The 24,600-nt window shown below is 62.4% G+C and carries 24 protein-coding genes; 11 read left to right on the top strand and 13 right to left on the bottom strand.

The genetic code is table 11. The annotated features are described in order from the left end of the window. The first annotated feature begins 60 nt into the window (after positions 1–60). Positions 61–327: a hypothetical protein gene (locus AC07NB_RS06935; RefSeq protein ID WP_494571850.1), complete on the top strand. Its 267-nt coding sequence runs from the start codon at positions 61–63 to the stop codon at positions 325–327. A gap of 63 nt (positions 328–390) precedes the next feature. On the opposite strand, the gene AC07NB_RS06930 is transcribed toward AC07NB_RS06935, so the two are convergent. From AC07NB_RS06930 to AC07NB_RS06910, 5 genes are all read right to left on the bottom strand, one after another. Next, positions 391–780 carry a hypothetical protein gene (locus AC07NB_RS06930; protein WP_494571849.1) on the bottom strand — a complete coding sequence of 130 codons (390 nt, stop codon included), beginning with the start codon at positions 778–780 and terminating at the stop codon, positions 391–393. A 75-nt stretch (positions 781–855) separates the two neighbouring features. Beyond that, positions 856–1,725 carry a hypothetical protein gene (locus AC07NB_RS06925; RefSeq protein WP_494571848.1) on the bottom strand — a complete coding sequence of 290 codons (870 nt, stop codon included), beginning with the start codon at positions 1,723–1,725 and terminating at the stop codon, positions 856–858. A gap of 337 nt (positions 1,726–2,062) precedes the next feature. Further along, the gene (locus tag AC07NB_RS06920; protein ID WP_494571847.1) at positions 2,063–3,520 is read right to left on the bottom strand and encodes an HWE histidine kinase domain-containing protein; all 1,458 of its coding nucleotides are present in this window, start codon (positions 3,518–3,520) and stop codon (positions 2,063–2,065) included. Between the two features lie 1,698 nt (positions 3,521–5,218). Beyond that, the gene (locus AC07NB_RS06915) at positions 5,219–5,947 is read right to left on the bottom strand and encodes a GIY-YIG nuclease family protein (RefSeq protein ID WP_494571846.1); all 729 of its coding nucleotides are present in this window, start codon (positions 5,945–5,947) and stop codon (positions 5,219–5,221) included. Continuing rightward, entirely contained in the window at positions 5,940–7,127 is a 1,188-nt protein-coding gene (locus tag AC07NB_RS06910) for a DNA cytosine methyltransferase (RefSeq protein ID WP_494571845.1), read from the bottom strand. Before AC07NB_RS06910 ends, AC07NB_RS06915 begins: the two co-directional genes overlap by 8 nt. A gap of 339 nt (positions 7,128–7,466) precedes the next feature. On the opposite strand from AC07NB_RS06910, the gene AC07NB_RS06905 reads away from it, so the two are divergent. Then, positions 7,467–8,012: a hypothetical protein gene (locus AC07NB_RS06905; RefSeq protein ID WP_494571844.1), complete on the top strand. Its 546-nt coding sequence runs from the start codon at positions 7,467–7,469 to the stop codon at positions 8,010–8,012. On the opposite strand, the gene AC07NB_RS06900 is transcribed toward AC07NB_RS06905, so the two are convergent. The 4 genes from AC07NB_RS06900 to AC07NB_RS06885 all read right to left on the bottom strand — a co-directional run bounded on the left by AC07NB_RS06900 (position 7,984) and on the right by AC07NB_RS06885 (position 12,717). After that, positions 7,984–8,634 (bottom strand): HNH endonuclease, encoded by a 651-nt coding sequence (locus tag AC07NB_RS06900; protein ID WP_494571843.1) that lies wholly within the window; start codon positions 8,632–8,634, stop codon positions 7,984–7,986. The two genes, AC07NB_RS06905 and AC07NB_RS06900, sit on opposite strands and share 29 nt — an antisense overlap. Then, positions 8,624–10,111 carry an ATP-binding protein gene (locus AC07NB_RS06895; RefSeq protein WP_494571842.1) on the bottom strand — a complete coding sequence of 496 codons (1,488 nt, stop codon included), beginning with the start codon at positions 10,109–10,111 and terminating at the stop codon, positions 8,624–8,626. Before AC07NB_RS06895 ends, AC07NB_RS06900 begins: the two co-directional genes overlap by 11 nt. Before the next feature lie 125 nt (positions 10,112–10,236). Next, positions 10,237–11,907: an ATP-binding protein gene (locus AC07NB_RS06890; protein WP_494571841.1), complete on the bottom strand. Its 1,671-nt coding sequence runs from the start codon at positions 11,905–11,907 to the stop codon at positions 10,237–10,239. Positions 11,908–12,021: 114 nt separating this feature from the next. After that, positions 12,022–12,717: a hypothetical protein gene (locus AC07NB_RS06885; protein WP_494571840.1), complete on the bottom strand. Its 696-nt coding sequence runs from the start codon at positions 12,715–12,717 to the stop codon at positions 12,022–12,024. A 509-nt stretch (positions 12,718–13,226) separates the two neighbouring features. On the opposite strand from AC07NB_RS06885, the gene AC07NB_RS06880 reads away from it, so the two are divergent. From AC07NB_RS06880 to AC07NB_RS06865, 4 genes are all read left to right on the top strand, one after another. Then, positions 13,227–13,457, top strand: a complete 231-nt coding sequence (locus AC07NB_RS06880) for a hypothetical protein (RefSeq protein WP_494571839.1) — start codon at positions 13,227–13,229, stop codon at positions 13,455–13,457. A 36-nt stretch (positions 13,458–13,493) separates the two neighbouring features. Then, complete coding sequence (locus tag AC07NB_RS06875; protein ID WP_494571838.1) at positions 13,494–14,282, top strand: DUF2971 domain-containing protein; 789 nt, start codon at positions 13,494–13,496, stop codon at positions 14,280–14,282. Positions 14,283–14,351: 69 nt separating this feature from the next. Continuing rightward, positions 14,352–15,491 carry a PIN domain-containing protein gene (locus AC07NB_RS06870; protein WP_494571837.1) on the top strand — a complete coding sequence of 380 codons (1,140 nt, stop codon included), beginning with the start codon at positions 14,352–14,354 and terminating at the stop codon, positions 15,489–15,491. A 35-nt stretch (positions 15,492–15,526) separates the two neighbouring features. Continuing rightward, a complete protein-coding gene (locus AC07NB_RS06865; RefSeq protein ID WP_494571836.1) occupies positions 15,527–16,708 on the top strand; it encodes an abortive infection family protein in 1,182 nt (393 codons plus the stop codon). 118 nt (positions 16,709–16,826) lie between these two features. Here AC07NB_RS06865 and AC07NB_RS06860 read toward each other — a convergent pair whose 3' ends face one another. The 4 genes from AC07NB_RS06860 to AC07NB_RS06845 form a co-directional block, all read right to left on the bottom strand. Next, positions 16,827–17,099, bottom strand: coding sequence for a hypothetical protein (locus AC07NB_RS06860; protein WP_494571835.1), 273 nt, complete (start codon positions 17,097–17,099; stop codon positions 16,827–16,829). Between the two features lie 26 nt (positions 17,100–17,125). Further along, complete coding sequence (locus tag AC07NB_RS06855; protein ID WP_494571834.1) at positions 17,126–17,443, bottom strand: hypothetical protein; 318 nt, start codon at positions 17,441–17,443, stop codon at positions 17,126–17,128. A gap of 89 nt (positions 17,444–17,532) precedes the next feature. After that, positions 17,533–18,042, bottom strand: coding sequence for an Hsp20/alpha crystallin family protein (locus tag AC07NB_RS06850; RefSeq protein WP_494571833.1), 510 nt, complete (start codon positions 18,040–18,042; stop codon positions 17,533–17,535). A gap of 84 nt (positions 18,043–18,126) precedes the next feature. Further along, positions 18,127–18,615 (bottom strand): Hsp20 family protein, encoded by a 489-nt coding sequence (locus AC07NB_RS06845; RefSeq protein ID WP_494571832.1) that lies wholly within the window; start codon positions 18,613–18,615, stop codon positions 18,127–18,129. A 483-nt stretch (positions 18,616–19,098) separates the two neighbouring features. On the opposite strand from AC07NB_RS06845, the gene AC07NB_RS06840 reads away from it, so the two are divergent. From AC07NB_RS06840 to AC07NB_RS06820, 5 genes are all read left to right on the top strand, one after another. Beyond that, positions 19,099–20,799: a hypothetical protein gene (locus tag AC07NB_RS06840; protein WP_494572566.1), complete on the top strand. Its 1,701-nt coding sequence runs from the start codon at positions 19,099–19,101 to the stop codon at positions 20,797–20,799. 7 nt (positions 20,800–20,806) lie between these two features. Continuing rightward, positions 20,807–22,111 (top strand): hypothetical protein, encoded by a 1,305-nt coding sequence (locus AC07NB_RS06835; protein WP_494571830.1) that lies wholly within the window; start codon positions 20,807–20,809, stop codon positions 22,109–22,111. Positions 22,112–22,124: 13 nt separating this feature from the next. Continuing rightward, positions 22,125–23,279, top strand: coding sequence for a patatin-like phospholipase family protein (locus AC07NB_RS06830; protein ID WP_494571829.1), 1,155 nt, complete (start codon positions 22,125–22,127; stop codon positions 23,277–23,279). Between the two features lie 29 nt (positions 23,280–23,308). Continuing rightward, positions 23,309–23,881, top strand: coding sequence for a hypothetical protein (locus AC07NB_RS06825; RefSeq protein ID WP_494571828.1), 573 nt, complete (start codon positions 23,309–23,311; stop codon positions 23,879–23,881). Positions 23,882–24,055: 174 nt separating this feature from the next. Further along, positions 24,056–24,595 (top strand): hypothetical protein, encoded by a 540-nt coding sequence (locus tag AC07NB_RS06820; protein WP_494571827.1) that lies wholly within the window; start codon positions 24,056–24,058, stop codon positions 24,593–24,595. Positions 24,596–24,600: the final 5 nt, after the last annotated feature.

The raw sequence follows: 24,600 nt of genomic DNA, 5'->3' as shown, positions 1-24,600 counted from the left end.
ATTAAATCTGGCCGGCGTAGGGTTCGCGCAGCTAGGCTCCACGGGTGAATAGGAGGCAGGATGAAGGTCTACTGGCTGAAATTCTTGGAGCCCGCCGCCGCCCAAGGACTTGGCTTGGGAGCGGGTATTACCGCGCGCGACCCCGCTGACGCAGCCGCGTTGGCGCAGGACGCGTTCGGGGATGTCCGGATCGAGTCGATTGACCCCGTTGATGACCTATCCTCTCTCGACCAAGGGCACGTCCGCCCAAACATGGGAAATATCCTGACCCGAGGGGTCTGGTTTCCGTTGGGCTACGAGATCAGCGGCGCGCCGCAAACCCGATAGGTCCGTTTTTTTGCCGTGTGGTGGTCGTCGGCCCGACCCATTGCGGATGGAGACCGCACTCGCTCAATCAGCCAACCTCGCACGCTCAAGACGCTGGAGTTCAAGCTTTTGGATGCGAGTTCGGAACTCTGTCTTCTCGAACAGGTGGCCGCTGGGCCAGATGACGGACAGAGCGATGGCTTCGCCCTTTAGTGCTTCTAAATCCTGCACTCGTCGGTAGGCCCAGAGACGCCACCGCGTCACCTGCCACGACCAGATGAGCCAAGGCGCGACAAGCGCCAGAGTGATCAGTAGCAAAGACCAGGGACCTAGCTTGTCGAGCAGAGTCTTTTGCGTGGTGAAGACCCACCCGACGATTGCAAACCCCAGCCCGTAAGCGATCAGAACCGATCCATTGACCCATGCCAGGCCAATCCACGCCGCGCGGCGAGCGGTCATCTTCGATGGCGGCATGTAGCGATCCTTCCTAGTCAGCAGCGGGTGAAGCCAAGGGCCACAAATGCCCGTAACCACCGTTAGCGGATGTCCCTAAATCGAAACCGCATCACGGACGTGCGCGGAACGGACGACGTCGAAGGGGTGGTCCAGGAGCAAGAGGGACCCGTCATCGAACTCCACCGCGTCGTAAGGTCTCCCGCCCGTGGCGATGCGTGAAACCGGCATGAGGCTTTCGCCGGACATGACGAGGATGTCTCCGCTATAGGGCCGAGGCAGCAACCAGTTCGACAAGGATTTTGAGAAGCGCGGGACGCCGACAAAGCCTGAGGTATTTAGCCGATGTTCTGGGTCATAGAACTGAGGTTGCAGCACCTCCGAGGTGCGAAAGGCTCCCGTTCTCAGGTCGAGACAACAGAACCTGTCGTAGCAGGTGAACCACAAATCGTGCCCGACAACGACGGCGTTCGACGCCCCGCCACGACCCGCTGCCAAGGGAAGTAGTTCCGTGGTCCGCGCTACGGGGTCGAAGATCGCGACATGCGAAGTTTTGTGGATCGTGATCGCAAGCGAACGGCGATCCGGCATGAGAAGGGCATTGGTCGGACCTGTCTCAGAGTCATGAGACAAGGCAGCGTCATCGAGTTCGAAACGGGCGAAGCGACCCCTTTGGGTATCGACCAGCACATCGAAGAAGCTGACGGACCAACTTGCTTGGTCGTCGGTCAGTTCGGTCTCGTTCAGTTCGCGCATCGTAAAGTGCGAGCCGGGATCGACGATGGCCACGCCTGTATCGTGGCGAAGTAGAAGTGCTCCTTCCGGGGCCTGCCTGAAGTTCGCGAACCGCCCGCCGAGATCGAAACGCGTCTCGCGACCATGCCGGTCGAGAACGCGGACTCCTGGAGGATCGCGATACGATCGGCCGCTGAAAATGACGCGGTTGTTGTCGATACGGAGAAGCATAGGAGCCCGCGCCCTCGGATAAACAGCGGCCTGGACAATGGACTACCGAGGGGCCGCTAGCCACCCATTGCGGACTTCCACATGCCTTCGGCGACTTAGGTCAGTGCTGCGCCATCAGCGGTCATTAGAGCGCAATCAGGAAGCGGACATTCGTATCGACGTCCGGGCCCGCGGCGCCCTCTGGGTCGCGAATGCCGTTCAGCTCTTCCGGAAGGCTTCTCAAACCATCAGCGCCAGAGGTTCCAGGTTCGGGTGATGTCCCACGGCCTCAAGCGGCACGACCACAGCCCGCCGACCTTAGAGTTTGGTTCATTCGACGGCGAATGAACCAAATCGTTCAGCTTCCGCGGATTAAGGCATCGCGGGTCGTACGCAGGGTGAAGCAGACGCCGTCTGAGGCGTATTCGACCTTGGCCTGACCGCCTATCGTGTGGACAAGCGCCCGCTCGATCAACTGGGAGCCGAAGCCTCTGCGGGTGGGTGGGACGACAGGCGGCCCGTCGACTTCTTTCCAGCTGAAATCGACGGCATCCCCATCCACAGACCAGCGCACCCGGACGCAGCCTTGATCATTAGAAAGCGCGCCGTATTTCGCGGCGTTGGTGGCCATCTCGTGAAGACAGAGAGACATGGCCTGAGCGGCCGACGGGGACAACGGCAGCGCTGGGCCTCTGATGGTGATGCGCTCATGGCCGGCCTCTACAAACGGTGCGAGCGCCCGTCGAACGATGGCGTCCATCTCGACCAGACCCCACTCAGCTCCCATGAGAATTTCCTGGGCGCCGGAGAGCGCCTGAAGGCGTCGCTCGATGTTTTCACGACCCTGTCCGACGGAGACGCCCTGCCGGAGAGTCTGAGCCACGATGGACTGGACGCTGGCCAAGGTGTTCTTGACGCGGTGGTTGAGCTCCTGGGTCAACATGGCCCGATGAGCCTCATCCTCCTTCTGGGCCGTGGTGTCCGACACGACGCCGGTGACACTCACAGCTTCCCCGTGAGGGTTGAAGCGGGTTTCGCCGCGGACGTGGACCCACCGCAGCTCGCCAGCCGGCGTTCGGATCCGATATTCCAGGTTGATCGAACCGTCCGTCGCCAAAGACCGGTCGACCGTGTCGGTCCAGCGCGGCAGGTCATCCGACACGATCGCCGCTCTCAGGTCCTCCATGGTGAAGCTGTCCGCCGGGCCTCTGCCGTAAATGGCCTTGCACAGAGCGCTGGTCATCAGCCTGTTGGTTTCGACATCCAAAGTCCAGGTTCCGAGTCCTCCGGCTTGCAGCGTAAATCGGAGCCTCTCCTCACTGGCCGCGAGGTCGGCGAGGCGGCGCTCTATGTCCGCCTCCAGCGCACTCCTGTCGTCTGACAGCCGAGACAGTTCCAACCGGTCTCGTGTGATGTCCAGCTGAGAGGCGAAGAAGTAGGTCAGTTCGCCGTTGTCAAAGACCGGAGAGATCAACACGCGGTTCCAGAACGTCGTACCGTCCTTGCGATAGTTGAGCAGATCGATCTCGATCGGCACCCGGGCGTTCACCGCGTCCCGGATTCGGCCGACATCGGCGACATTGGTCGCCGGGCCCTGAAGGAAGCGGCAGTTGCGTCCGAGGGTCTCCTCACGGGAGTATCCGGTCAGACGACCGAAGGCGTCGTTGACGAAGATGATCGGATTGTCCGGTTGCCGAGGATCGGTGATCAACATCGGCATGCGGGTCGCCCGAGCGGCGGCGGCGAAGGGATCGGATCCGTCCCCTCGCCGATGAATCTCGACGTCGATGCGATGATCTTCGGCTTTGTCGCTCATTCAACTGTCGTCCGTGCTGCCGCGGCGGCTGACATTCTGCGAATTGCGCGAGACTGTCGATCAGGCTCCGTCAAGCGCTTTCAGCAAAGCGCCATGACCGGACGTTGGCATCAGTCCCGAAAGCAGACGTTCAGCGGGTCGATTGTCGAAGGTCCGCTCCCGACCCATTGCGGACGTTCAGGGAGCACCTCAAGCTGTGCCCCATGACGCGCGCCGACCTTCTCCGTACCGCTACGCCACATCTGATCGCAGATGTTCGCATGTATGCGACAGCAGACGGCGGTCGGAAAACGCCAGCTCTCCCGGGCTGGGGATGCCCATGCTTGGTGTCCCTGACAAAGCCACTCGTGGGGTGGGACGCTTGGCCAGTCTTACACGACGAGCCCCTGCGGCCAGGTGATAGGCGACGGGTGGGCTTGGTCTTCCTGTCGGGCGACGAAGCGGCAGAGGTGATACGCGATGCCGGTCGGTTCTTCCTTTGGGAGGGGCGAGCTATCGGCGAGGCCGAGGTGATTAGCTAGTTCCGCTTCCGGCCCTATCCGTTTGTCGGCTTTCGACCCAGAGCGATCATTCCATGCGTCCGCTTGGTGACCATTGAATGCGCGGGTCGCGGGTCGCCAGCGCCAGAAATCAAGTTGCTCATGATTGGCCGAGTTGACGTTGCCTGCTTGCCAAGGACAACTGCGAGGGAACCGTCGTTCCGTCTCGGATGATCGTCAAGGCATAGGGGGCCCAATATGACTGACGAGCGTCGGTGGGATAGCTTCGCTACAGCCTCTCGCAGATTTGGATTTGCGTTTCTGTTGATGTGTCTGAGTTCCTGCGGGGACAACGGGGGCCTCCAAAGAGCCGTGGACAACTCAAGCCCGCTCTCCCCGAAGCCCCTACCTGATTTCACCTTTGACGTTCAGATCAGCCCCGGAGCGACGGAACGTCTGGCGTTGAACAAAAGCCGTGTTCTCGTCTCCGTCCTGCCGCTTAAGGCCGCGGAAGCAGGGGAGACGCCAGATTGGTGGTCGTGGGTCACAATGGGACCCACGCGCGATGTCTGGCTAGCTCATAGCGGCGAAGCGCGATTTTCCGGTCTGAAGGTAAAGTCAAGATTCCTCGGAAATGGCGATTACAGCAAGATCATCGCGAACGTGAACACCCGAACGGAGAAGCCAGAGGTAGATAATATTACTTGCGATCAGTTCCATGCTTCTGTTTCACAGTTGGCGAGTTCCGACCGTGTCATTGAATGCACATTAGCTGAGGAGTGGCGCGGTCGCCGGGGACAGGTCGCAGCGCCTCGCTAGAATATGCGAAACCCTGCCACGTGCGGGTCGCTGACGTCCGCTAACCACCCATGGCGGACGTTCACGCTGCCTAGCTGATCAAGTCGGCGAAGCGCCAGGAGCAGAACTTGGGTTCCCGCCCTGAAGCGGAACTTCACGCTCCAAGCGTTCGGCCGTGAAAATGGTTGGCACCTAACCCGTTCCGAGCAGGATCTGGCTGTCGACGCCTTACAAGTCAGACATAGTGTCGGTTCATCCGAAAGGCCGGCCTCTCGAAGCCATGCCTAGCAATCGCACCGATTTCAGTGAAACCAAGAGTAGGGCTTTCGTCACTGCCGCCGACCCGGCTCCATCCGCCTGCATCCTGTGTGGGTCATGAGATCGAACTGGGTCCCGAGGATACGCTTCAGAAGGAGATCGATCACGCCTCCTCCTCGCTCTCGCTTTCTGATCGCACCGAAGCCGGCCCGCCGAGTGCGTCATAGCGGCGAGCGGCCAGCCATTGCAGCCGTTTGGCTTGCGTCAACAGGACCCGCCGCAGCCCCCCCTGCACCTTCCGTTCTGAAATGACTTGGGCAAGGCGCGCCAAAATCTGTGCGCGCCGTGCGATTCGAAAGTCCGGGTGCGAGCGGAGTTCGAAGACTCGGTCCGAAACGATTCGTCCCCGGACCGAAGAAGGCGGCTCAACTGCGGATCGACCAGGAGGCGGATCCTTCTCGTTGAGGATCGCCTTGAACTCCGACGCTTCGACCGCTTGTTCGGTGATTAGGCGTTCCAGCGCGTCGAGGTGTTGACGCGCCTCGACATCAGATCGGTTGGCGTCCTGGAAAGCCGGCAATGGCCAGAGCTCAACCTCAAAGACCTCGAACGGGTCGAGCACCGACATCGCAACAGCGTCTGTCCGCTGATTGGTCAGATGGCGTCGAACGCGGGTGCGGAGACGCTCGTTGGTCTGTCCCACATAGATCGGCTCGCCATCGTAATCGAAGAAGGCGTACACGCCCCAGCGAAAGTTGCCGACGGGAACCCCTGTTTGTTCGAACGCCGTATCGAGCAGGCGCGCGAGGTTCTCGCGCAAATCCTCCGTTTCAAAGGGCGGAAAATTTACGGCGTCCGGATTACGGCCGAACAGCAGCCCGGTGTCAGCCACGTTTCGCCCGAATATCGTGCCGTTTGCCGCTCGCCGAGCGCTTTGCGGCCGCCATCGCCTCGACGCCCAGCAGCGGCTCGAAGATGTGCTCGGCCAGGTGTCGAACGACGGGCGCCGCGACGCCGTCGCCGGTGAGATGATAGGCCTCGGTGTAGTTGGCCGGCAGCTTGTAGCTGTCCTTTAGCCCCATGAGCCGCGCCGTCTCCCGCGCCGAAATCAGGCGGCTGCGCACGCTCTCGCCGTCCACGACGAGTATCACCTGACGGCTCGATCCCCCGGCCGGCGTGCGAAGGCATCCGGCGACATCGTCGAACCGAACCTCGGCACGCTGGACCTTGTTTCCGTTCTCATCGAAGCGTGTGCGTTTGTAGACGCCGCCAACCATTCGCCGGCCGGCCCGCTTGGCGGCGGTGAGCTTGTCCAGATTCACGCGAGACATCATCCCGACCAGCGCCTTGGTCTCAGTAGCCGTGTGCCACTTCACGTCCGTCGGATTATCCTCGATGATATCCGCAAAGGTTTCCGTGCGGTGTGGCGGGGTCGGGAGGTTCCACCAAACCCTGCGCTCAAGCACCTCCGGGGCGACGCGGTCGAATGCTCGCTCGAGCGCCGGCGTGTGGAAGGGGCCGATCGGGCCTGACGCTAGGAGGTCGGGATCGATGAGAACGTCTGGCCGCACGCCAATCAGGAACAGTCTCGGACGAGACTGCGGGACAAAGAGTTGTGCATTGATCACCAGCGCGCCGTAACGATAGCCGCTCGTGGAGAAAGCCTCGCAAATGGCCGCGAAATCGCTGCCGTTATGCGACGTCAGCGTGCCGCAGACGTTCTCAAGCGCTACGATCCTTGGCGCACGATTTTCGTCCTTGAGGGCGTCAACGATATCCCAAAACGGATAAAAGGTTCCTGACCGCTCGCCTTTGAGACCTGCTCCGACGCCGGCAAGCGATAGATCCTGGCAAGGGAACGAGCCCCAGATGAGGTCCGCTTCCCCCGGAAGCTGGCGAGGCTCGACCTTGCGAATGTCACCAACGTGAAGCTCGCCCCCCGCGCCCCAGTTCGCTTGGTAGGTCAACCCCTTCTTGCCATCAAAGTCGTTGGCGAAGCGACAGGTCCAGCCCTCGCCGAGGCCGGCTCGAGCCATGCCGGCCCCTGCGAAAAACTCGTAAAAGTCAGCCATTGAGACGCTGAAGCTCCAAAGCGACGACCTTGCTCAGTTCCCGCGCCAACTTCTCTCTTACCGCTTCCGCAACCCAGGTGTTGCGCGAAACGCGTCCTGCCCGCGCTGCACAACTTGCGTCTATCTGGGCAAACACACCCGCCGGAAGCCGCAGGTTGATGCGATCGGGCGCTGTGGTCGTAGAAGTTGTCGAATCTCGCTGCATGGCGCCACAATGGCGCCAGAAGTTGAATTAGTCGAGTTGCTATTTTGTTCTTTTTTCAGGAGGGGGCAAGTTCCTGAATGTCAGCGACTGCGTTCGGTCACCGAATTTATGACGAGCCGCTCCGGAGACGCATCGTGCTTGCCGATCTCGCCGAGATTTCCGATGAGGAGGCGGACGCGGGTGAGGACTATGGATTGGAGGGCAACCATCTCTACCGCGATATCCGGTCTGTGGATTGGGATCTGGTCGCCGCCGCGATCCAAGCCGAAGCCGCGCTCTTCGACCGGTTTAGGGCGTCGGCGGACATGGACGCCGAGTACGAAGCCTGGCGTGAGGAGCTGGACCAAGTCGAAACGCCGGAAGAGGACTTCTGGGGGCTCGACCTCGGCGTCATCAGCGCTGCCTTCGCCCTGTCGGCGATTGGGGCGGTTACGGTCCGGAGTTGCAACGCCGGAGGGTTCGGCGGGCGACACGCTGAAGCCTTTCCGCTCGTCACCATGTTCCTCCCGCGGAAACTCGCGGGCGAGGTTCTCGCCGCCGCCGAGGATGCAGACGTGGGCCTCGAGATGATTGAGGGCGGCCTCGTTCGACTCTACGGGCGCACCGACTTCGACCTGCACAGGTTCGCCCAGGTCGCACTGGCCAGAAAGCTCAGGCTTGATCCGTATCCCCAGCCCTGACCTCGGCTTCGACGGCCTGTTTGATTAGCGCATTGATGGCTAGAACAGATGGCTCGGCTTCATGCGCCGTCCTGGCGAAAAGCACCTGCTCCGCGAGATCGGCATAGCGTCGATCCTGGCCGAAGAGAGCGTCCTGCCCTTCAAGCTCGTAGAACCGCCACAGCCTGCACAGTTCAATCGTTCTCGCCCCCTTGGCCGTTTTGGCCGCGTAGACGACAGTCCCGAACATGAAGTGCTCCTCCCACTTATCGTAGTGCGGATGAACGATCGAATAGGCTGCGGATTCTCGGGGGAAGGTTTTGCGCGGCTTGACCAGAACAACTTGGTCGCTCTTGGCGGAGTTGCAGTCGATGCAGGCGACCGCGAGGTTCGCAGGTTCGAACATGAAGGTCGGGTGCGAAGCTTGGGCGATCACGTGCTCAATGTCCCAGGCGCGCCCATGGGTGGTGGCGTTACGGCGGCGGCAGTAGCAGCATCGCAGCCCCTGATCCTTGAGATAGAACTGCTTGATCCGCCCTCTGAGGGTGTTCAGCTCATCGCAGCCCCAATCGAGCTCCCGCTCGCCGACGGTCTTGATCAGGGCCACTTCGTCCGCAGTGTACTTGATCGCGTTAGTCGCCATCTAGCGACAGCTCCGCCTTGGCGTCTTGCAGGTCCTTTACGATCTGCTTGACCTGAACGCCGTCGTCCATTGTCTCGGATAGCCGGACGAGCTCTGTGAGCTGCTTTTCAAACGCTTCGGACCCAATCTTTCGTTCGCCGACTAGGCGAAGCGCTTCGGCCAGCACATCGCGAAGATAAAGGTTCGACGGCTCCACCACATCGAAGGCGCGGGCCATTACATAATCCGGCGACCGCCCCATCATATCCGAGTTCGACACGGTCTCGCGCCGGTCCATCGAATAAATGCTGGCCCCCTTGGGCATGTCGGCGACGATCAGCGGACTGTGTGTGCTGAAGATGAAGTGACAGCCGCTGAACGTCGAAAAGACTTCCCGCATCAGGTTGATGTAACGGCTTTGCCATTCTGGATGAAGGCTGGTTTCGGGTTCGTCGATGAGGATCAGGCTTCCATCGCGGAGATGAGCCGCAACAGAGAGAAAGACGGTCAGAATGCTGATCTGGCCGGAACTGGCCTCGCGCAGGTCGTGGGTCACGCCATCGGGCCGACGAACGATGACATTCGCTAGGGTCAGCGCGCCCAAGCGTCGCAGCAGTCGCAGAGCCTCCATGTCGAAGGGGCGCGGCGTCGATCGTCCATCGAAGGTGATGGTGTAGATGATCTTCCTGTTCGCCGAATCCACGAAGGGGCGAAGGGCGGCCCGCAGCCAGGCTTCGGAATAGCGTTTCGAACTCGACGCCGACCGCAGGCGCGCAAGCAAACGCGAGTCGGTGCTCGAAGACGCGTCGAGATCACGTTCCCCACGAACGAAGGCCGCCACGTCCGGGGTGATCGCCAGATTCAGCTTGACGTGCACCTCCGCTGCGTACCCGAGAAACTCGAAGACTTGGCTGAGCCGCTCGTTGTCCGCGGCACTGCGGGCGCGATCCAGCCCCTCCAGGGCGCGATACAGCAGGGCGGAGATCGATGCGCGATTGGTGCGATCCCGCATCCCGACATAGCAGTAGAACTGCTCGTCATCGCTGACGTCGGACAGTTCGCGCTCCACGATGTCGTCACTGGACCCTGACGGCTCGAGTGGGAATTTGTCGACGGAGGTCAGTGCGACCGCGATGACGCGCGATGGAAGCTCCGGCAGGAGATCGACCATCGGCGGTGATGACCAGGCATCCTCGAACAATGTCGCGCTGCCCGAAGGCCGTCCATCGACCACGAAATCGAGGACATCGATCCTGCGAGAACGTCCGCCACGTCCACTGGCGCCCCGCTGCAGCCGGACAAACTCGCTGGCGATATTGCCGAGGAGCCGGCTCTTTCCCGAGCCGTTGTTTCCGATGACGACCGAATAGGTGCAGGCCTCGGACGGCTCGCGCCAGTCTTCCGCCAGAACGACAATCGGATCGTCTGCGGCCGGAGCCGCGCCCTTCGGACCCGTTGCGCCGCCCCCGGCGCGAATGAGCCGAAACGTCCGCGCCATTTTCCCCATCCTGAATATGCTGACGCACAGTCTAGGCTGGCGTTCGGATCAAGCGCAACCAATGCGACAGTTATCGTCGCGCCGCTCGCCACATGGGCGTCGCACCGTTCGCCATCATGAGACCTTCAGCGGGCCTTGCTGTGCGGCGGCTGGACTGTTTTGAGGAGTTTTCTGATGCGCGCCTTGATGTTCTCGTACGTGTTGCTCAGGTGAACCTTGGCGTTCTGGTGAAGCAAACCGGTGTGCCCGACGGCGTTTCGCACAGGTTTGTAGGATAGGGCATCTCGCCAAAGCGAGGCGCCGACATTGAGCTTTGAGCCCTCAACGGCGACGGCGAGGGAATCCATTCCCAGATAATCGAGATCCTCTTCGGATTTCCGCAACTGGAAACTGATGTTTGCGGCCTCCTTGGCTTCCGCTTCGCGCTTGCGCCACTCCTCCGCGTCGCGCGCAATTGTCCCCTTGAGCGGCTCGCCTCGATAGACGATGTATTTGCGAACTATGTTTTCGGACAGGAAGCAGTCGATGTAGGCTTGAAGGTTGAACTCGGCGTCGTTTCTCAGATCGCCCAACCAGCCGTCCACGATATCCTTGCCTGCGTCGTCGTCCCCAAGTTCGAACTCGACAACGGTGGCGTTGTAAAGGTCGCGGGCTTTTCTCTGCTTTTTAGACCGTCTCGGGTTCTCCTCGTCGCCTTCCAGATTTCGGTCGAGGCGAAGCTCGTCCCAACGGTTGATGATCTCCGGCAGAAGTCCTTCCTTGACGTACTTCATCAGCGCCTGGAATTGGTCGTCGTCCTCGACCACGCCTTCGCGGCTGCTGGTGAAGGGGTCGGCTCCCTCGCGGTCCATGATATCGAAGTGCAGTTGCCCGTAGAGGTAACTCTCGACGATCCTCTGGGTGGGAATGTGCCGGAGGATATTCTTCTCGCGGAGCCGTCCATTGACGAACAGATCGATAGTCGCGCGTTCGTCCGTCCCGGTAATCTTCAGGTTGCGAGGCATTTCCACCGTCGCAGCGAACCCTTGGACGTTCAGCGCTGCTGTCAATGAAATTGGCTCCCCCTTGAGCCTGTTCAATGTCTTGAGGAAATCGTCCGTATACGCATTCACGATCCAAAGAAATTCCGTATGCTGCGCGAGATCTTTCAGATCCTCTTCCCCTACCCGCTCGCCATTGACATGGATGTTGAAAGCTTCATCCAGCACCGAGAATTTGAAGCTCATCGCCAGCATCTTCTTGATGTGCTGAGGCGAGCTACGCAGCTGCTCCTTCATCCCCTGGAAGACGATGATGGTGCCGTGCTCGTGGTCAACCGCCAGATCCTCGATAAGCGAGAAATCCAGATTCTCGAGGGGATACTCGTCGGCCGTGTTGTCGCTCTTGATCGCATTATCGAGGCCGGTGTTGTCGATGACGCCGCCCGTGAATTCTCCGCCGGCCGTCTTCGAAAAGACTGAGACCCGCTGGGCGCAAGACAGCAGAGCGAGCTTCCCGATGCCCTTTGCGCCGATGTAGGGGCGCCCGTCGGCGGTGGCCCGGTCGCCATTCCGGCGTTTCGAGTAGCCGATCTTCAGAAACTTGTTCTGAAAATCGTCGGGCGTCATGCCGATCCCATCGTCCTTGATCGAGAAGGTCGAGGTTGCGGTGTTTATATCGATCCAGACGTTGTTAGCTTCCGCGTCCCACGCATTGGAGATGGCCTCCGCCAAGACCGTGACGAAGTTACGATAGAGGTTTCTGCCCAAGTGATTGAGCACGCTCAGCGAGATTTCGAAGGTGAACTCTTCCGCCATAATCGCCTCCCCCTTGTCCATTCTCGCGACCCGCTGGCCTTTCGCCAGTTATGCGGGTCCGAAGCTTGGCTTTCAATCTCAGTGCATTGGAAGACGAAAGTCGGCGGGCCTGTATCAGGCCCACCGGGTCTCCGTGGCGATGTAATCTCGAATGACGGACCGAACGACAATGCCGTCGTCCTGAATCACAGCGTATCGATAAATGCCAGGCTGGATAACGATCCACCCATCGACGACATCGTCGCCGGTGATGAGGCGCGACATCAGCCGACATCCGACCTCGGGCCAGACCTCCCAGTCGACCTTCTCGAAGTTCCGTCTCAGCTCTGGAGACATCACGGTCAGCGGTACGCTCGCCACCGCGACGGGATCATCACGCAAGGGCTCGCCGAGCTCGAAGAAGGCGTGGCCTCTAGCGTTCTTCACGATGATCCGCTCAAGGCGCTCTGTCTCGGGCATCCAAGTGGTGTTGCCAGCGGCGTCTGCAACGCGGGCCTGATCCAGCCGAGCCCGAAGACCGGGACTGTTGGTGAGAAGGCGGGAGGCTGCCGGTATCACCTGCTTGTCCGGCTCCGTTGACCCGGTCAGCACGCAGCTAATGAAGGATACCAAGTAGGCCTCGTCCTTAGAGAAGCCGTTGTTGCAGGACGAGCAGACCGGCACCTGCGGTACGTGGTGCGGAAGCGGTTTTCCAAGCAGTGATTTTGTTGGGGTGTGGTCACGGTTGGTGTTCGTGTTTTCCAGCGTAACCCCGCAGTGGATACACCAAGCCTTGTGGCGCTCGTCGCTGAAGTCGTCGATCTTTTCCATCGGCAATCCGCCCTGTCAGTCCGCTCAGCGCACGCCGAAAAACATTATTCCCGATGTCGAGATGAGCGCGCACTATCTCCATTTCACCGCTATTCGGACATTCCGGACGTCTGCTTTGAGTCAGACTCGGACATTCCGAAGGCGGGCGACTCGACGTCGCCTGATGACTCAAAGACGACGCTCGTCGGGTCCGCTCTACGACCAGCAAGGTCCTGATACCAATTGCGCTCCGCTAGGCGGCCGTAGGACTGATTCTTGCCTAAGCGATCAGGCTTGACCGGCCCACCCGACGATCCCATCTCGAAGACGGCCCCACGTTCGCCAGCCCGGGCGACGGGGACGGGGTCTGATCGATGGCCATTGTTGGGGTGGCGCCCCGTCTGCAGTTCGGACGTAAAACGAACCCGATCTCCGCGCCGTGATGGGCGTGCGCCGCCGGGCCAAGGGCGACGCTAAGGCGATCTCCATCCCCAAGAGCCTAGCGCAAATGCCGGGCGGATCGAGATCCCATGTTCAAGTTCGACATCGCCGCCGTCATCAACGCCGTCCGGTCGCCCCTTCAGTTCGTCGCCCTGCTGGCGATCCTGTTCTTCCTGTCCTTCCTCATCCTTCGCCTCGGCCCGGAGACGCGGTCAGGCCCGGGATGCGGGGTCAGTCTGGCCTGTCGGGCACAGGAGGACCGATCCCCGGTTCGCGACCGGGCTCGCATCAGGCTGGAATACGGCCAAGGGGTGCACTAACGCTTCGACTTGGCGACTGAGCGGACCGAGAATCCCATGCTGTATAAGTTCGTCAGCGGCGACGATGACGCCCTCGTGGAGATCTTCGACAAGGCCGTCGCCGAGGGTGGACTCAAATTCGGGGCGGCCTGGGCTTTCAACGATCCCTTCGAGTTCAAGTTCACTTCCGTCGCTCCGGCCTCGCGAGAAGCCTTCGACGCCTGGCATCTGGCCCATGCGCCCGACAAGACGCCGCAACAACTGGACAACGCCTGGGACGCCTTCGCTGGCGGTTCGGCGGACTGGACCACCCAGATGCTGCCGCGCATCCATCTGCTCGGCTCGGTCTATGTGCTCTGCCTCGCCCAAAGGTGGGACAGCCACCTGATGTGGGCCCACTACGCCCGTTCGCACCGGGGCTTCGCCATTCGCTACAAAGCCGAGGTCTTGGACGAACTGGCAGGGCTGGAGGGCTATGTCGGGAAAGGACCGGTCGTCTATCGCGATGAAGTGCCCCAACTGCATTGGTTCGACGGCGATCCCAACAAGAGCATGGGAGCCATCATCGGCACCAAGTCGAGCGAATGGGCTTATGAGCAGGAATATCGGGTCGTCCTGTCCGGCCCGCCCCAGGAAGACGCCCTTTACCGCACTGTTCGGCCGGAGATGGTTGACGGCGTCATCCTGGGCGCACGGGCGCCGGAGCGTCTCATTCGCCGGGCAATCGACCTTCGACGCCTTCGCCCGAACTTCTCCGTCGATCAGGCGCGTTCGCGCGCCGGGGAATTCGGCCTCGTCGCCTCGCGCATGGATGACCTTAGCCGGGTTATAGGCGAATTCCTTTAGGGCCGAGGTTGCCGACAGGGGCGGGCCTAGAGGGCTGGTCCCAGACGATCCAACGGCTAGGCTGGCGATATGAAATACGACGTCCTGACCATCGACACCCAGGTCATCCATGCGAACGGCTTCGACCTGGAAGGCGGGTTGCTGGGCCAGATCGCCCAGTTCCGTGACGGTTCGATACGTTTCGTCCTGTCCCGGATCACGCTCAGGGAGATACTTCGGCACCTGACCGAAAAGGCCGAGGAGGCGCGGCGGGGCCTCCAGAGCGCCTTCCGCAAAGCGCAGGACGGTCAGTTTCCGCTCGAGTTGCCGGACCTCAAGGCGATCGATCCGAAGGCGGTGGCCCGATCCCGTCTCGAGGCCTTCGTCAAGGCGACCGGTGCCGAGATCATCGACTACGACTCCGTCTCGCTCCCGGAGGTCATGGACCGCTACTTCAAACCGGCACCGCCGTTCGCGACGGGCAAGAAGAAGAGCGAGTTTCCCGATGCGGTCGCCCTTCTGTCCCTGGAGGCCTGGGCGAGGGCCAATGACAAGCGGGTGCTGGCGGTCAGCAGGGACGGCGACTGGACGGCCTTCGCCGAAGCCAGTGGGGTGATCGACGTCCAGACCGATCTCGCGGACGCCTTGGCCGATCTGCAGAAGGACACGGCGGAAGCCATGACGATCGCCGCCGACCTGCTCCGTCGGATCAAGACGGACAACGACTGGGAATTGCGGGCCGGCTTCTATTCCAGTCTCGACAGTGAGGTCTCCCGCTATAGCGCCACTGCGGAGGCAGAGAGCTATCACAGCGTGGAGGCTGAAGAGGTCAGCCTGACCTTCCTCGATTTCGACTATGTCGAGGATCCGGCGGAGCAGGCCTTCGAAATCGTCCAGGCCCGGCACGATCGCCTGGTCGTCCAAGTCGAACTGAAGGTGAGGATCAGCGCGGAGGCCGCCTTCACCTTCCAGATCTACGACTCCATCGACAAGGACTATGTCAGCCTGGGATCGTCGCTGGCTCAGACCGAGGACGAACTCGAACTGACCACCCTCGTCACCTTCGACCATGACGAAGAACAGGAGGGAAGCCCCTGGACGGTCTACAACGTCGAACTCCTCGGGTACGGCGAGGTCGTCGACTTCGGCTATATCGAGCCGGACTACAGTCGGGAGTGGGAGGACGACGACTACGGTCGGGAGACACCCTCGGAGAATCCGGCTTCATGACCGTTAACCCCGCCAGAACGACCCTTCCAGGCCGGATGATCGCCAGCCTGCGGGCGACTGTCGCCGACGAGATCGCCAAGGCCAAAGCCTATGAGGTCCCGGCGCTATGCACACGCCTCGGTCTGGCGCCCGGCGACGGCGATGAGGCCTTTCGGAGCAAGGTCCGTTACGCCAGTCGTCGACTGGCGGAGGCGACGCCGGCCGAGGTCCTCGCCATCGCCCGCACCCTACTTGAAGAGGCGGAGAATTTCGACCTGGAGGAGCAGGTCGGCCGGATCGACGATCTCTCGGCCGCCGAGGTCACGGAGATCACGCGCCGCAGGCTCATGACCCTGTTCGACACGACACCCCTGGCCACCCAGTGCGAGGAGATCGACCTCATCCGCAAGGTCTGGCCGATCAGCCAGATGCCACCGGCCCTGGAACCCCAGTGGGGGCAGGCATCCTCCCTGGAAGACGACATCTTCCAGCATGTGATCCGCAACCCGGACTGGTCGGGCAAGGAACTCCTCGAGCACCTGGGTCTGCCAACCTGTTCCCACGCCCGTCTCTTCCGCTTTCTCGCCCTCACCGTCGATCCGATCATGCGGACGCCCGAAGAACAGGACGCGCTCGCCGCCCGGATCAACGCCATTCTCGTCCACGACGGCTATGCGCTGACGGTCGTCCGGCGACGCTCCGGCAGCGCCATCTATGAGGTCCAGACGCGGGCCTCCGCCTCTCCGGCGGAAGACGCGATTTCCGCCGCCCTGGTGGCCTTCGACCCCCGGGATGTGCACCCCCGATGGCAGGCCGCCCTGGACAGTCGGGAGACCGATCCCCAGCGCGCCATCACTCTGGCGCGAACCCTTCTTGAAGACGTCTGCAAATGGATCCTGACCCAGGCGGGCGAGCCCTTCGACGATGGCGCTGATCTGCCCCAACTCTATAGGACCCTAGCCAAGACACTGAACCTCGCGCCGGACGACCACGCTGAACAGGTCTTCAAGCAGATCCTATCCGGATGCCATTCCGTGGTCTCAGGTCTCGGGACACTGCGTAACAAGCTCGGAGACGCGCACAGCCTCGGTCCCGTTCGCGCCCGCCCCTTACCGAGGCACGCCGAACTCGCGGTCAATCTGGCCGGCGCCATGGCGACCTTTCTCGTCGCGACCTGGGAAGCGAAGCGCGCCAGTCCCTCCGACCAGCCTGTAAGCCTTCGCTCTGATGGGCATTAGGGGGTTGGGAGTACTAGGTGAGCGGCTCTAGGGTCCACTCTCGGGTTGGAAGTTAATGTCCGTTTCTGGCGCTTCACCGACGCGTTCCTGACCCGCCACCGCCCTTGGCTCCCGGGGCCTACGCCGCCTCTAGTACGATTGCGGGATCGCGAAGTCGCCGCTCAGCTCGCTTCTCGGGGATGAGCGCTGGACTCAAGAAGCGCCCGCCCAACGATCCATCCCGCAGATAGATGTGGATTTCGGAGGGCGTTCCCATCCTGGCCAGCCGGTCGGCGAGATCCATGGCGGCAGTTTCCGCCGCCCGCCCGCTGAGAAAGACGAGGTCGTTGTCGATTTGATCGCTTTGGACCGTCCAGCCGTCCGCGAGCGGGCGGACATCGATGATGCGCATGGTCGAGTTCCGAGTGTCGTGGATGGTCAGTGGGCCGGGGCGTCCTTGGCAGGGGCCATCGCGTCCAGGCGTTTCAGCGCCGCACGCACCTCGTCCAACGGGACGGGCTCGGGCGTTCCCAGCAGCCATCGCAGGCGTGGATCGTCGCGCACCGCCGAGGCGTCCGAGGCCCAAGACGAGAGGATCTCGCGCTTCTCGTCGTACATCAGGTCCCGGTCCTTCAGAACTTCCGCCGGGTGCTGGAATCCCACGGCGGGCCGGACGCCGCGCTCCAAGGCGGTCCTGAGGCTGCACGGCATGTCGCCGTAGGGCTCGAAGATCTGTTCCGAGGTCGCAAGCCGCATCATCGTCTCTCCTGTCTTCTCCTTTCTCCCAGGGGTGTCCATGCGGGGAGGGGAAGGCGCCGGCCCCCGTCTGGGGCCGGCGCCGGCGATCAGTGGCTGGTCATCCCGGTGTTGATCGGGATCCGCCTCGCCCGTTCCCGGCTTTGCTCGGACTTGGGCGCGATCACCGTCAGCACCCCGTTGCGGAAAGTCGCCTGGATGGCGTCCTCGTCGATGTCGCCGAGCGAGAGCCGCCGCTCGAACCGGCCGTAGACGCGCTCGCTGAAGGCGCGGCTGCGGTCCTCGGTCTCCTGGCGCTTCTCGCCGCGCAGGGTCAGCACGCCGTCGTCGAACAGAACCTCGACGTCCTTCTCCTCAAGGCCGGGCAGTTCGGCGGTCACCCGGTACTCGCGCTCGTGGTCCTGGACCTCGATCTGAGGCCAGGCGAGGCGTCCGCCCCACAGGCCGGGGCCGTCGAACCCGCGGAAGACATCGTCGAACAGCCGGTTCATCTCGCGATGGAGGGTGAACAGCGGGCTCGCGCCCGGGCCCTCGGCCACGGGCAGGTTGCGATCCCGGTCGCTGGACCGGTTCCACGGGACAAGATCACGTACGTTCATGGTGTTGCTCCTCTTCTGGCTTGCAGAGAGGAGTCGAGGCGGAGCCTCGCCGCCTCGACTCCGAGTCTGGAGGACGCCGGCCGGTCAGGCGGCCTGGCGCTCCGGCTGAGGGTTGTCGATACGGCGCATCGCGGGCGGTTCGCCGGACGCGGCGATCTCGATGCGCCGCGGCTTGAGCGCCTCGGGCACCTCCCGGACCAGGTCGATCGCCAGCACGCCATTGTCGTAGGCGGCCGAGGTCACGACCACGTGGTCGGCGAGTTCGAAGCGGCGCTCGAAGTCGCGCCCGGCGATCCCGCGGTGCAGGTAGGCGCGCTCGCCGTCCTTTTCGTCGCGGATTTTGCGGCCAGAGACGACCAACAGGTTGGACTGGGCCGTGATCTCCAGTTCGTCGGCCGCGAAGCCGGCGGCGGCCAGGGTGATCCGGTAGCCGTCCTCGCCGGTCTTTTCCACGTCGTAGGGCGGATAGCTTCGGTCGCCCTCGCTCCTCATCGCGCTGTCGATGAGATCCGCCAAGCGGTCGACGCCGATCATCGACCGGTACAGGGGCGAAAAGTCATATGCCGTTCTCATTTCCATCTCCTCGAACGAGCAAGTTGGACATGGAGAGGCGCCCGGAAGCGGACGCCTCCCGACCGCCAGGCCCTTGCGGCGCCTGGCAGCGGAGAAATTAGAAAGGTTCAGAACAGCGTCAAGGCTCGGCAAGCTGGTCTCGCCGCAAAAAATTGGAGAACCACAGGGGCGCGCCTTCACGGCCATGGAACGGCTCCATCTTCCGCAATCCAAGAGGGAGAAGGTCGGCTATGTGCGAACTTGTCGATGTCCGCTTCTGGCGCGGAACTGACTTGGTTGCCACGGCCCGTCGGGGCACCTGTGAGTGGCAAGCAGAAACCGCCGGGCAAGCTATCGCTTTCGGATCGCCGCCTTCACGCTGAAGAACTAGGCGATTGAGGGAGGGTCTCCTCAGACCACGTCGAGTTTAGGTGCTAGCGGGTCTGGCCACTTTGCGGCCTTCAACAATCAATGGTAGAGCAACTTAAGGGTCGCGGGGGCGCCATGGCGGAAGCTACGCAGGTCAGCGCACGGACACCGCACTCGCGGCGGCTTTGCATTGTCGCCCAAGATCCTTCAATCCGGCGAGGTGCCGATATCCTCACGGCCGAGGTGGAGGTGCCCGCCGAGGCCTTGTCGGCCGGTCCGCGCGGCTACCGCGTCAACGTCATCGACTACGACGTCAGCGCCAACGTCCTCTACAAGCCCGCCGTCCTGCCCGAGCCGGATGCAGCCGAGCCGACGGGCAAGCCGGTGCGGCCTATCCTCGAGGATCCGGCGTTCCACGCTCAGAACGTCTACGCCATCATCATGCGGGTTCTGGCGCGGTTCGAGTTCGCGCTCGGTCGCCGTATCGCCTGGGGGTGCGACGGACACCAGCTGAACGTGGCGCCACACGCCTTCGCCGAGCCGAACGCCTTCTATTCGCGAGAACACAGAGCTCTCTATTTTGGCTACTTTCAGGGCAAGTCCGGCGCGATGGTCTATACCTGCCTCTCGCATGACGTCGTAGCGCATGAGACCACCCATGCGATCCTCGATGGGTTGCGCGCCCGGTATCTGGAGCCCTCCTCAGCCGACCAGGCGGCTTTCCACGAGGGCTTTTCCGACATCGTCGCCCTGCTGTCGGTCTTTTCCCTGCAGGACGTCATCGGCTTCATGCTCGACAGGGGCACCGGCGGGGATCGGCTGGTCTCGCGCAAACACCTGAAACGCACCGCGCTGGAGAACTCGATCGCCGGCCTGGCGGACGAAATGGGTGAGGAACTGTCAGGACTTCGCGGGGACGCGCTGCGGCGTTCGGTCAAGCTCAAGTCGGGGGCGAACTACGCGAATGACGACGCGTTCGAAGCGCCGCATCGGCGCGGCGAGCTACTGGTGGCGGCGGTGATGAACACCTTCCTGGACATCTGGTTGTCGCGGATCGACCGGGTGGGCTTCATTGAACGGGGACGTCGGGACCGCACCCTGGTTGTGGAAGAGGGCGCGCGGGTGGCCGACCATCTGCTTACCATCATGATCCGGGCCATCGACTACTGCCCCCCGACTGACCTTCGGTTTTCCGACTATCTGGCCGCCGTGCTGACCATCGACCGCGAGGTTGTCCCGGATGACAGCCGATATGGCTATCGCGACGCCCTGAAGAAGAACTTCGCGGACTTCGGGATCACGCCGGCCGCCGGCGCCGGTCCGGACGGCGCCTGGCCCTACTTCGACGGCGCGCAGCTGAGCTACAGCCGATCACGCTACGACTCCATGCTGCGGGACGAGGAAGAAGTCTTCCGCTTCATGTGGGAGAACCGGGCGGCGCTGGGCGTCGAAGGAGTCGGCAATCTGGAGGTTCAGTCCGTCCGGCCCAGCGTCCGGATCGGGCCGGACGGCTTCATCCTGAGGGAAACGGTGGCCGAATACGTCCAGACCCTCACCCTGGATGTCGGCGAACTTCAGGACCTGCTGGGCATCGAGCCGCCCGATGGTCTGCCCAAGTGGCTTCCTGTTCGTCTTCTAGGCGGCGGCACCCTGATCTTCGATGAATACGGGCGCCTCAAGCACCAGATCGCCAATCATCTCGGCCGCACCCCTGAAGATAAAACCCGGCAGTCCGACCGCCTAAAACATCTGGTCAAGTCCGACTATTTCGACCGGAAACCGGATGCGGCCTCGCCGTTCGCGGCCCTACACGCGGCGCGCGGGCTGGCGGGGTGAAAACCAAATGACCGCACCCACCAGCCTCCAAATCCGCAGCTACCAGGTCGGCTTCGGCGACTGTTTCCTGCTCAGCTTTCGGTATCCCGAGGGCGATCGCCACGTTCTCATGGACTTCGGCTCGACGAGCCTGCCGAAGGACGCGCCGCCAAGCCGCATGCTCGATGTGGCGAAGGACATCCAGGACCAGTGCAAGCCTGGAGGTCTGACGGCCGTCGTCGCCACCCACAGACACAAGGACCATATCTCGGGCTTCGATCCCGGGGCGAAGCTCAAGGGTCCCGGGGCGATCATCCGAGCGCTCAACCCGGAGCTGGTTCTCCAACCGTGGACCGAGAATCCCGATCTCGAACCCAACGCGACCGCGCCCAAGGCGAGCGGAGATCTAGCGCTGCAGATGCGGCAGTTCGCAGCCCTCGACAACATGCACGACGTCGCCGGTCTCGCCCTGAAGGAAGCCAAGCGCTCGCAGTTCTTCACAGACGAGGCGCGCGACGAACTCAAGTTCCTAGGCGACGACAATATCAAGAACGCCGCGGCGGTGAAGAACCTCATCGAGATGGGGCGGTCGGGCAAGGCGGTCTACGCCTCCTACGGCGTGGAGTCCGGCCTCGGCACCCTGCTTCCCGGCGTCAAGGTTCATGTCCTCGGACCGCCGACCGTGAAACAGTCGAAAGAGGTGCTGAAACAGGCGAGCACCAATGCGGACGAATACTGGCACCTGCAGGCGCGAGGCCTGCGCACCGGCGCGGCCGAAACCGGCAACGCCAAGGCCGCGCCGCTGTTTCCCAAGGATGTGGCTGTGAAAACCCCGCAGGCCTTCCCCGTCGATCAGCGCTGGTTTGTCCGCCAGGCAAGGCGCATGCGGCAGGACCAGTTGCTGGGAATCGTCCGCAGGCTGGACAGCGTGCTCAACAACACCAGCCTCATCCTGCTGTTTGAGATCAACGGGAAGTTTCTCTTGTTTCCCGGGGACGCCCAGTTCGAGAACTGGGCTTACGCCCTGTCACGATCCTCCGTCCGCAAGCGGCTAGCCAAGGTCGATGTCTATAAGGTGGGACATCACGGCAGCCTGAATGCGACGCCGAAGCAGCTGTGGCGGTTGTTCGAGAAGAAGAAGGAGGTCGAGGAAAGCGTCCGGATGATCTCCCTGATGTCGACGATGGCCGGCAAGCATGGTCAGGAGGAGGCCAAGACCGAGGTTCCGCGGGTGGACCTTGTCACCCAATTGGAACGGGAAACTCGCCATTTCTCAACCCAGTCCCTGGCCAATCCCAAGTTCTTCCACGACACGATCGTGGATCTGACGTGAGGTCTCGGCGCACATGAGCGAGCTCGCTCCGGACCCGTCTGACGCCCGCCTCCAGATCCGGAACGACCCGCTAGGCGGCGACATCCGACCTGGTGTCGGCCTGGCGCTGTCCGGCGGCGGCTACAAGGCGGCCCTGTTCCACCTTGGCGCTCTGACCCGGCTCAATGAGTTGGGCGCCCTGCGTCGGATCGACCGAATATCAAGCGTCTCGGGCGGGTCGATCACCTCGGCTTGGCTGGCGCTGAACTGGTGGAGACTGACTTTCGATGCGGCGGGCCGAGCGACCAATTTCGAGGCGGTAGTGCGGGCGCCGTTCGAACGGTTCATCGCATCGGCCCGGATCGACATCTTCACCGGCGTGTCCGGACTGCTCAACCCGTTCAGCACTACCGGCGAATCGCTGGCCGCCGCTTATCGGAACGGACTTTTCGGGACGGCGACTTTGCAGGATCTTCCTGAACCGGGAGACGGGACGCCCAACTTCGTCTTCAACGCCACCAATATGCAATTGAACTCCCTGTGGCGGTTCAGTCGGCGCCGCGCGACCGATCATCGGGTGGGTGAGGTCCGCTCGCCTGCCTTCTCCCTCTCCAAGGTCGTGGCGGCCTCCTCGGGCTTCCCACCCGTCTTCTCGCCGGTAGTGTTCGACTTCGAACCGGGCCAGCTTCACCCCTTCGAAAACGCGGACAGGGGCTCAGGGGATTATCTGACCCGCGCGATCGTCGCGGACGGCGGGATCTACGACAACCTAGGACTCGAGACGGTCTGGAAGCGGTTTGAAACGGTCCTGGTCAGCAACGCCGGCGATCCGTTCGATGAGACGGCGACACCGTCGCGGAACTGGTTGCAGCAGTTGCGCCGTGTCACGAGCGTCATGCATCGGCAGGGCGAGAACCATCGGCTGCGTTGGCTGGTCGCTTTGGCCCGGACGGAGCGCCGGACCGTCGCGGCCTGGTCGCTCCACAACGACCCGCAAGCCTATGGAACGCCGGGCGCGTTGAGCCTCTCGGAGGCGGACAGCCGGCGGGCCAAATCCGCCGCCGTAAGACTTTGGCCGCCGAAGGTCGGCGAAGGCGAAGCGCTCCTCCGTCACGGCTATGCGATGTGCGACGCCGCCGTCAGACGATACTGGATCACCGACGCGCATCCGCCTTCGACATTGCCCTGACGCTCTCGCCTTTCGCCTCGGATGGACCCATGGCCAAGTCTCGTCTCCACCTCCTCAAGGGTGACAAACGTACGATTGAGGTCCGCGACTGGACGCCGTGGCTTGAACAGGCGGCGGGCCTTGTCGAACGGTTCGACGAGGAACTCGGAGACGACCCCTTCGCCTACAATGAGACTGCCAGCGTCAGCCTGCTTGCATCCGCGGCCGCGTGCGCGGGCTATCTTGGTTTGGCCGAATTCGGCGTCACCAAACGCAGCGCTGCGGACTTGAGACGCTCGGCCGCCGGTCGGTGCGATCTGTGGATGTCGTCCGAAGCTCGCGACTGGGGTTTTGAGTTCAAGCAGCTCACGCCGGAGACGCTGACGGAGGCGCGTTGGGAGAAGGAACGGAACAGAGCGATAAAGGCCGCGCGCTGTCTCCGCGCCGACGAGGCGGAGGTTCGAGTCGCGGGGCTGATCGTGTCCCTCTACTGGCAGGAGGAAAGGCCAGCGAGGGATACGGCCGAAAGCCTTCGGCTATTGGCCGAGCAATGCGATTTCGCCTGGGAGATCCGCGCCGGCGACGCGGCCAGCGACACCTTCCTTTTCTTTGACGCCATTTGATCGGCGATCCCGAGCGGCCTTCGCTTGGATCCGAAGGGCGAAGCCAGTGGGCCTCGAAGGTCTGCTTTTTTTGTGGACGCGGATGTCCGCTCATGGCGCAAAGTCGATGCCCTAAAGGAGACACCAGCCGACCTGACTGTTCGCTTGGCATGCAAATGATGAAACTATGCGTCGATGAACAAGGTGCGTTACATCCGCCCGGCGGGCGTAAAGGAAAAGGCTGGCGTGGTCGCCAACGTTAGCGCTGCCGTTTCGGCCGTCGCTGCTCTCGCCGCCGTCATTATTGCGGGTCAGCAAGCAGTATCGGCTCGGGACGCTCCGAAGGCTCAGGCCTTGGCAGCTCAACAGGTGTCCGCCTGTGGCGAGGCGATACGGGCAGCCAGCGCCAATGAACGCGAGCTCCACATGTTTCTCAGGGCCTACGCTGGAAATGCCGAGCCAATTCCGCCTGAGCGGATAGAGAAGCTCGCCGTCGCACAAGAGATCTTGATAAATGCGCTTTCTACAGGCGAGGTGTTTTTTGATCTGACAGATCAACGCGCTTTCAGGCGGGTGAGGGAGGTCACTCTCAATCCCGCACTCGTCGCCTTTGCGCGCACGCACGGAACCATTGCGGGCTTTACGCCTGGGGCCGTGGACGACCTCATGAGCTCCGTAGATGACGCCGAAGAGCGGCTTAGAACCATGTGCAGGGCCAAGCTGTTTCCACGCTAGTGCGA

It is taken from the genome of Brevundimonas sp. GW821-FHT09G01 (assembly GCF_059416065.1).
This window is presented reverse-complemented; position numbering and strand designations above follow the sequence as displayed.

Coding starts and splice junctions, on each gene's coding strand:
- AC07NB_RS06885 (WP_494571840.1), bottom strand. CDS start 12,717: ATGGAAAAGATCGACGACTTCAGCGACGAGCGCCACAAGGCTTGGTGT.
- AC07NB_RS06925 (WP_494571848.1), bottom strand. CDS start 1,725: ATGCTTCTCCGTATCGACAACAACCGCGTCATTTTCAGCGGCCGATCG.
- AC07NB_RS06840 (WP_494572566.1), top strand. CDS start 19,099: ATGGCGGAAGCTACGCAGGTCAGCGCACGGACACCGCACTCGCGGCGG.
- AC07NB_RS06820 (WP_494571827.1), top strand. CDS start 24,056: ATGAACAAGGTGCGTTACATCCGCCCGGCGGGCGTAAAGGAAAAGGCT.
- AC07NB_RS06910 (WP_494571845.1), bottom strand. CDS start 7,127: ATGGCTGACTTTTACGAGTTTTTCGCAGGGGCCGGCATGGCTCGAGCC.
- AC07NB_RS06825 (WP_494571828.1), top strand. CDS start 23,309: ATGGCCAAGTCTCGTCTCCACCTCCTCAAGGGTGACAAACGTACGATT.
- AC07NB_RS06860 (WP_494571835.1), bottom strand. CDS start 17,099: ATGCGCATCATCGATGTCCGCCCGCTCGCGGACGGCTGGACGGTCCAA.
- AC07NB_RS06845 (WP_494571832.1), bottom strand. CDS start 18,615: ATGAGAACGGCATATGACTTTTCGCCCCTGTACCGGTCGATGATCGGC.
- AC07NB_RS06890 (WP_494571841.1), bottom strand. CDS start 11,907: ATGGCGGAAGAGTTCACCTTCGAAATCTCGCTGAGCGTGCTCAATCAC.
- AC07NB_RS06930 (WP_494571849.1), bottom strand. CDS start 780: ATGCCGCCATCGAAGATGACCGCTCGCCGCGCGGCGTGGATTGGCCTG.
- AC07NB_RS06870 (WP_494571837.1), top strand. CDS start 14,352: ATGAAATACGACGTCCTGACCATCGACACCCAGGTCATCCATGCGAAC.
- AC07NB_RS06880 (WP_494571839.1), top strand. CDS start 13,227: ATGTTCAAGTTCGACATCGCCGCCGTCATCAACGCCGTCCGGTCGCCC.
- AC07NB_RS06850 (WP_494571833.1), bottom strand. CDS start 18,042: ATGAACGTACGTGATCTTGTCCCGTGGAACCGGTCCAGCGACCGGGAT.
- AC07NB_RS06900 (WP_494571843.1), bottom strand. CDS start 8,634: ATGGCGACTAACGCGATCAAGTACACTGCGGACGAAGTGGCCCTGATC.
- AC07NB_RS06830 (WP_494571829.1), top strand. CDS start 22,125: ATGAGCGAGCTCGCTCCGGACCCGTCTGACGCCCGCCTCCAGATCCGG.
- AC07NB_RS06865 (WP_494571836.1), top strand. CDS start 15,527: ATGATCGCCAGCCTGCGGGCGACTGTCGCCGACGAGATCGCCAAGGCC.
- AC07NB_RS06895 (WP_494571842.1), bottom strand. CDS start 10,111: ATGGCGCGGACGTTTCGGCTCATTCGCGCCGGGGGCGGCGCAACGGGT.
- AC07NB_RS06855 (WP_494571834.1), bottom strand. CDS start 17,443: ATGCGGCTTGCGACCTCGGAACAGATCTTCGAGCCCTACGGCGACATG.
- AC07NB_RS06875 (WP_494571838.1), top strand. CDS start 13,494: ATGCTGTATAAGTTCGTCAGCGGCGACGATGACGCCCTCGTGGAGATC.
- AC07NB_RS06935 (WP_494571850.1), top strand. CDS start 61: ATGAAGGTCTACTGGCTGAAATTCTTGGAGCCCGCCGCCGCCCAAGGA.
- AC07NB_RS06835 (WP_494571830.1), top strand. CDS start 20,807: ATGACCGCACCCACCAGCCTCCAAATCCGCAGCTACCAGGTCGGCTTC.
- AC07NB_RS06920 (WP_494571847.1), bottom strand. CDS start 3,520: ATGAGCGACAAAGCCGAAGATCATCGCATCGACGTCGAGATTCATCGG.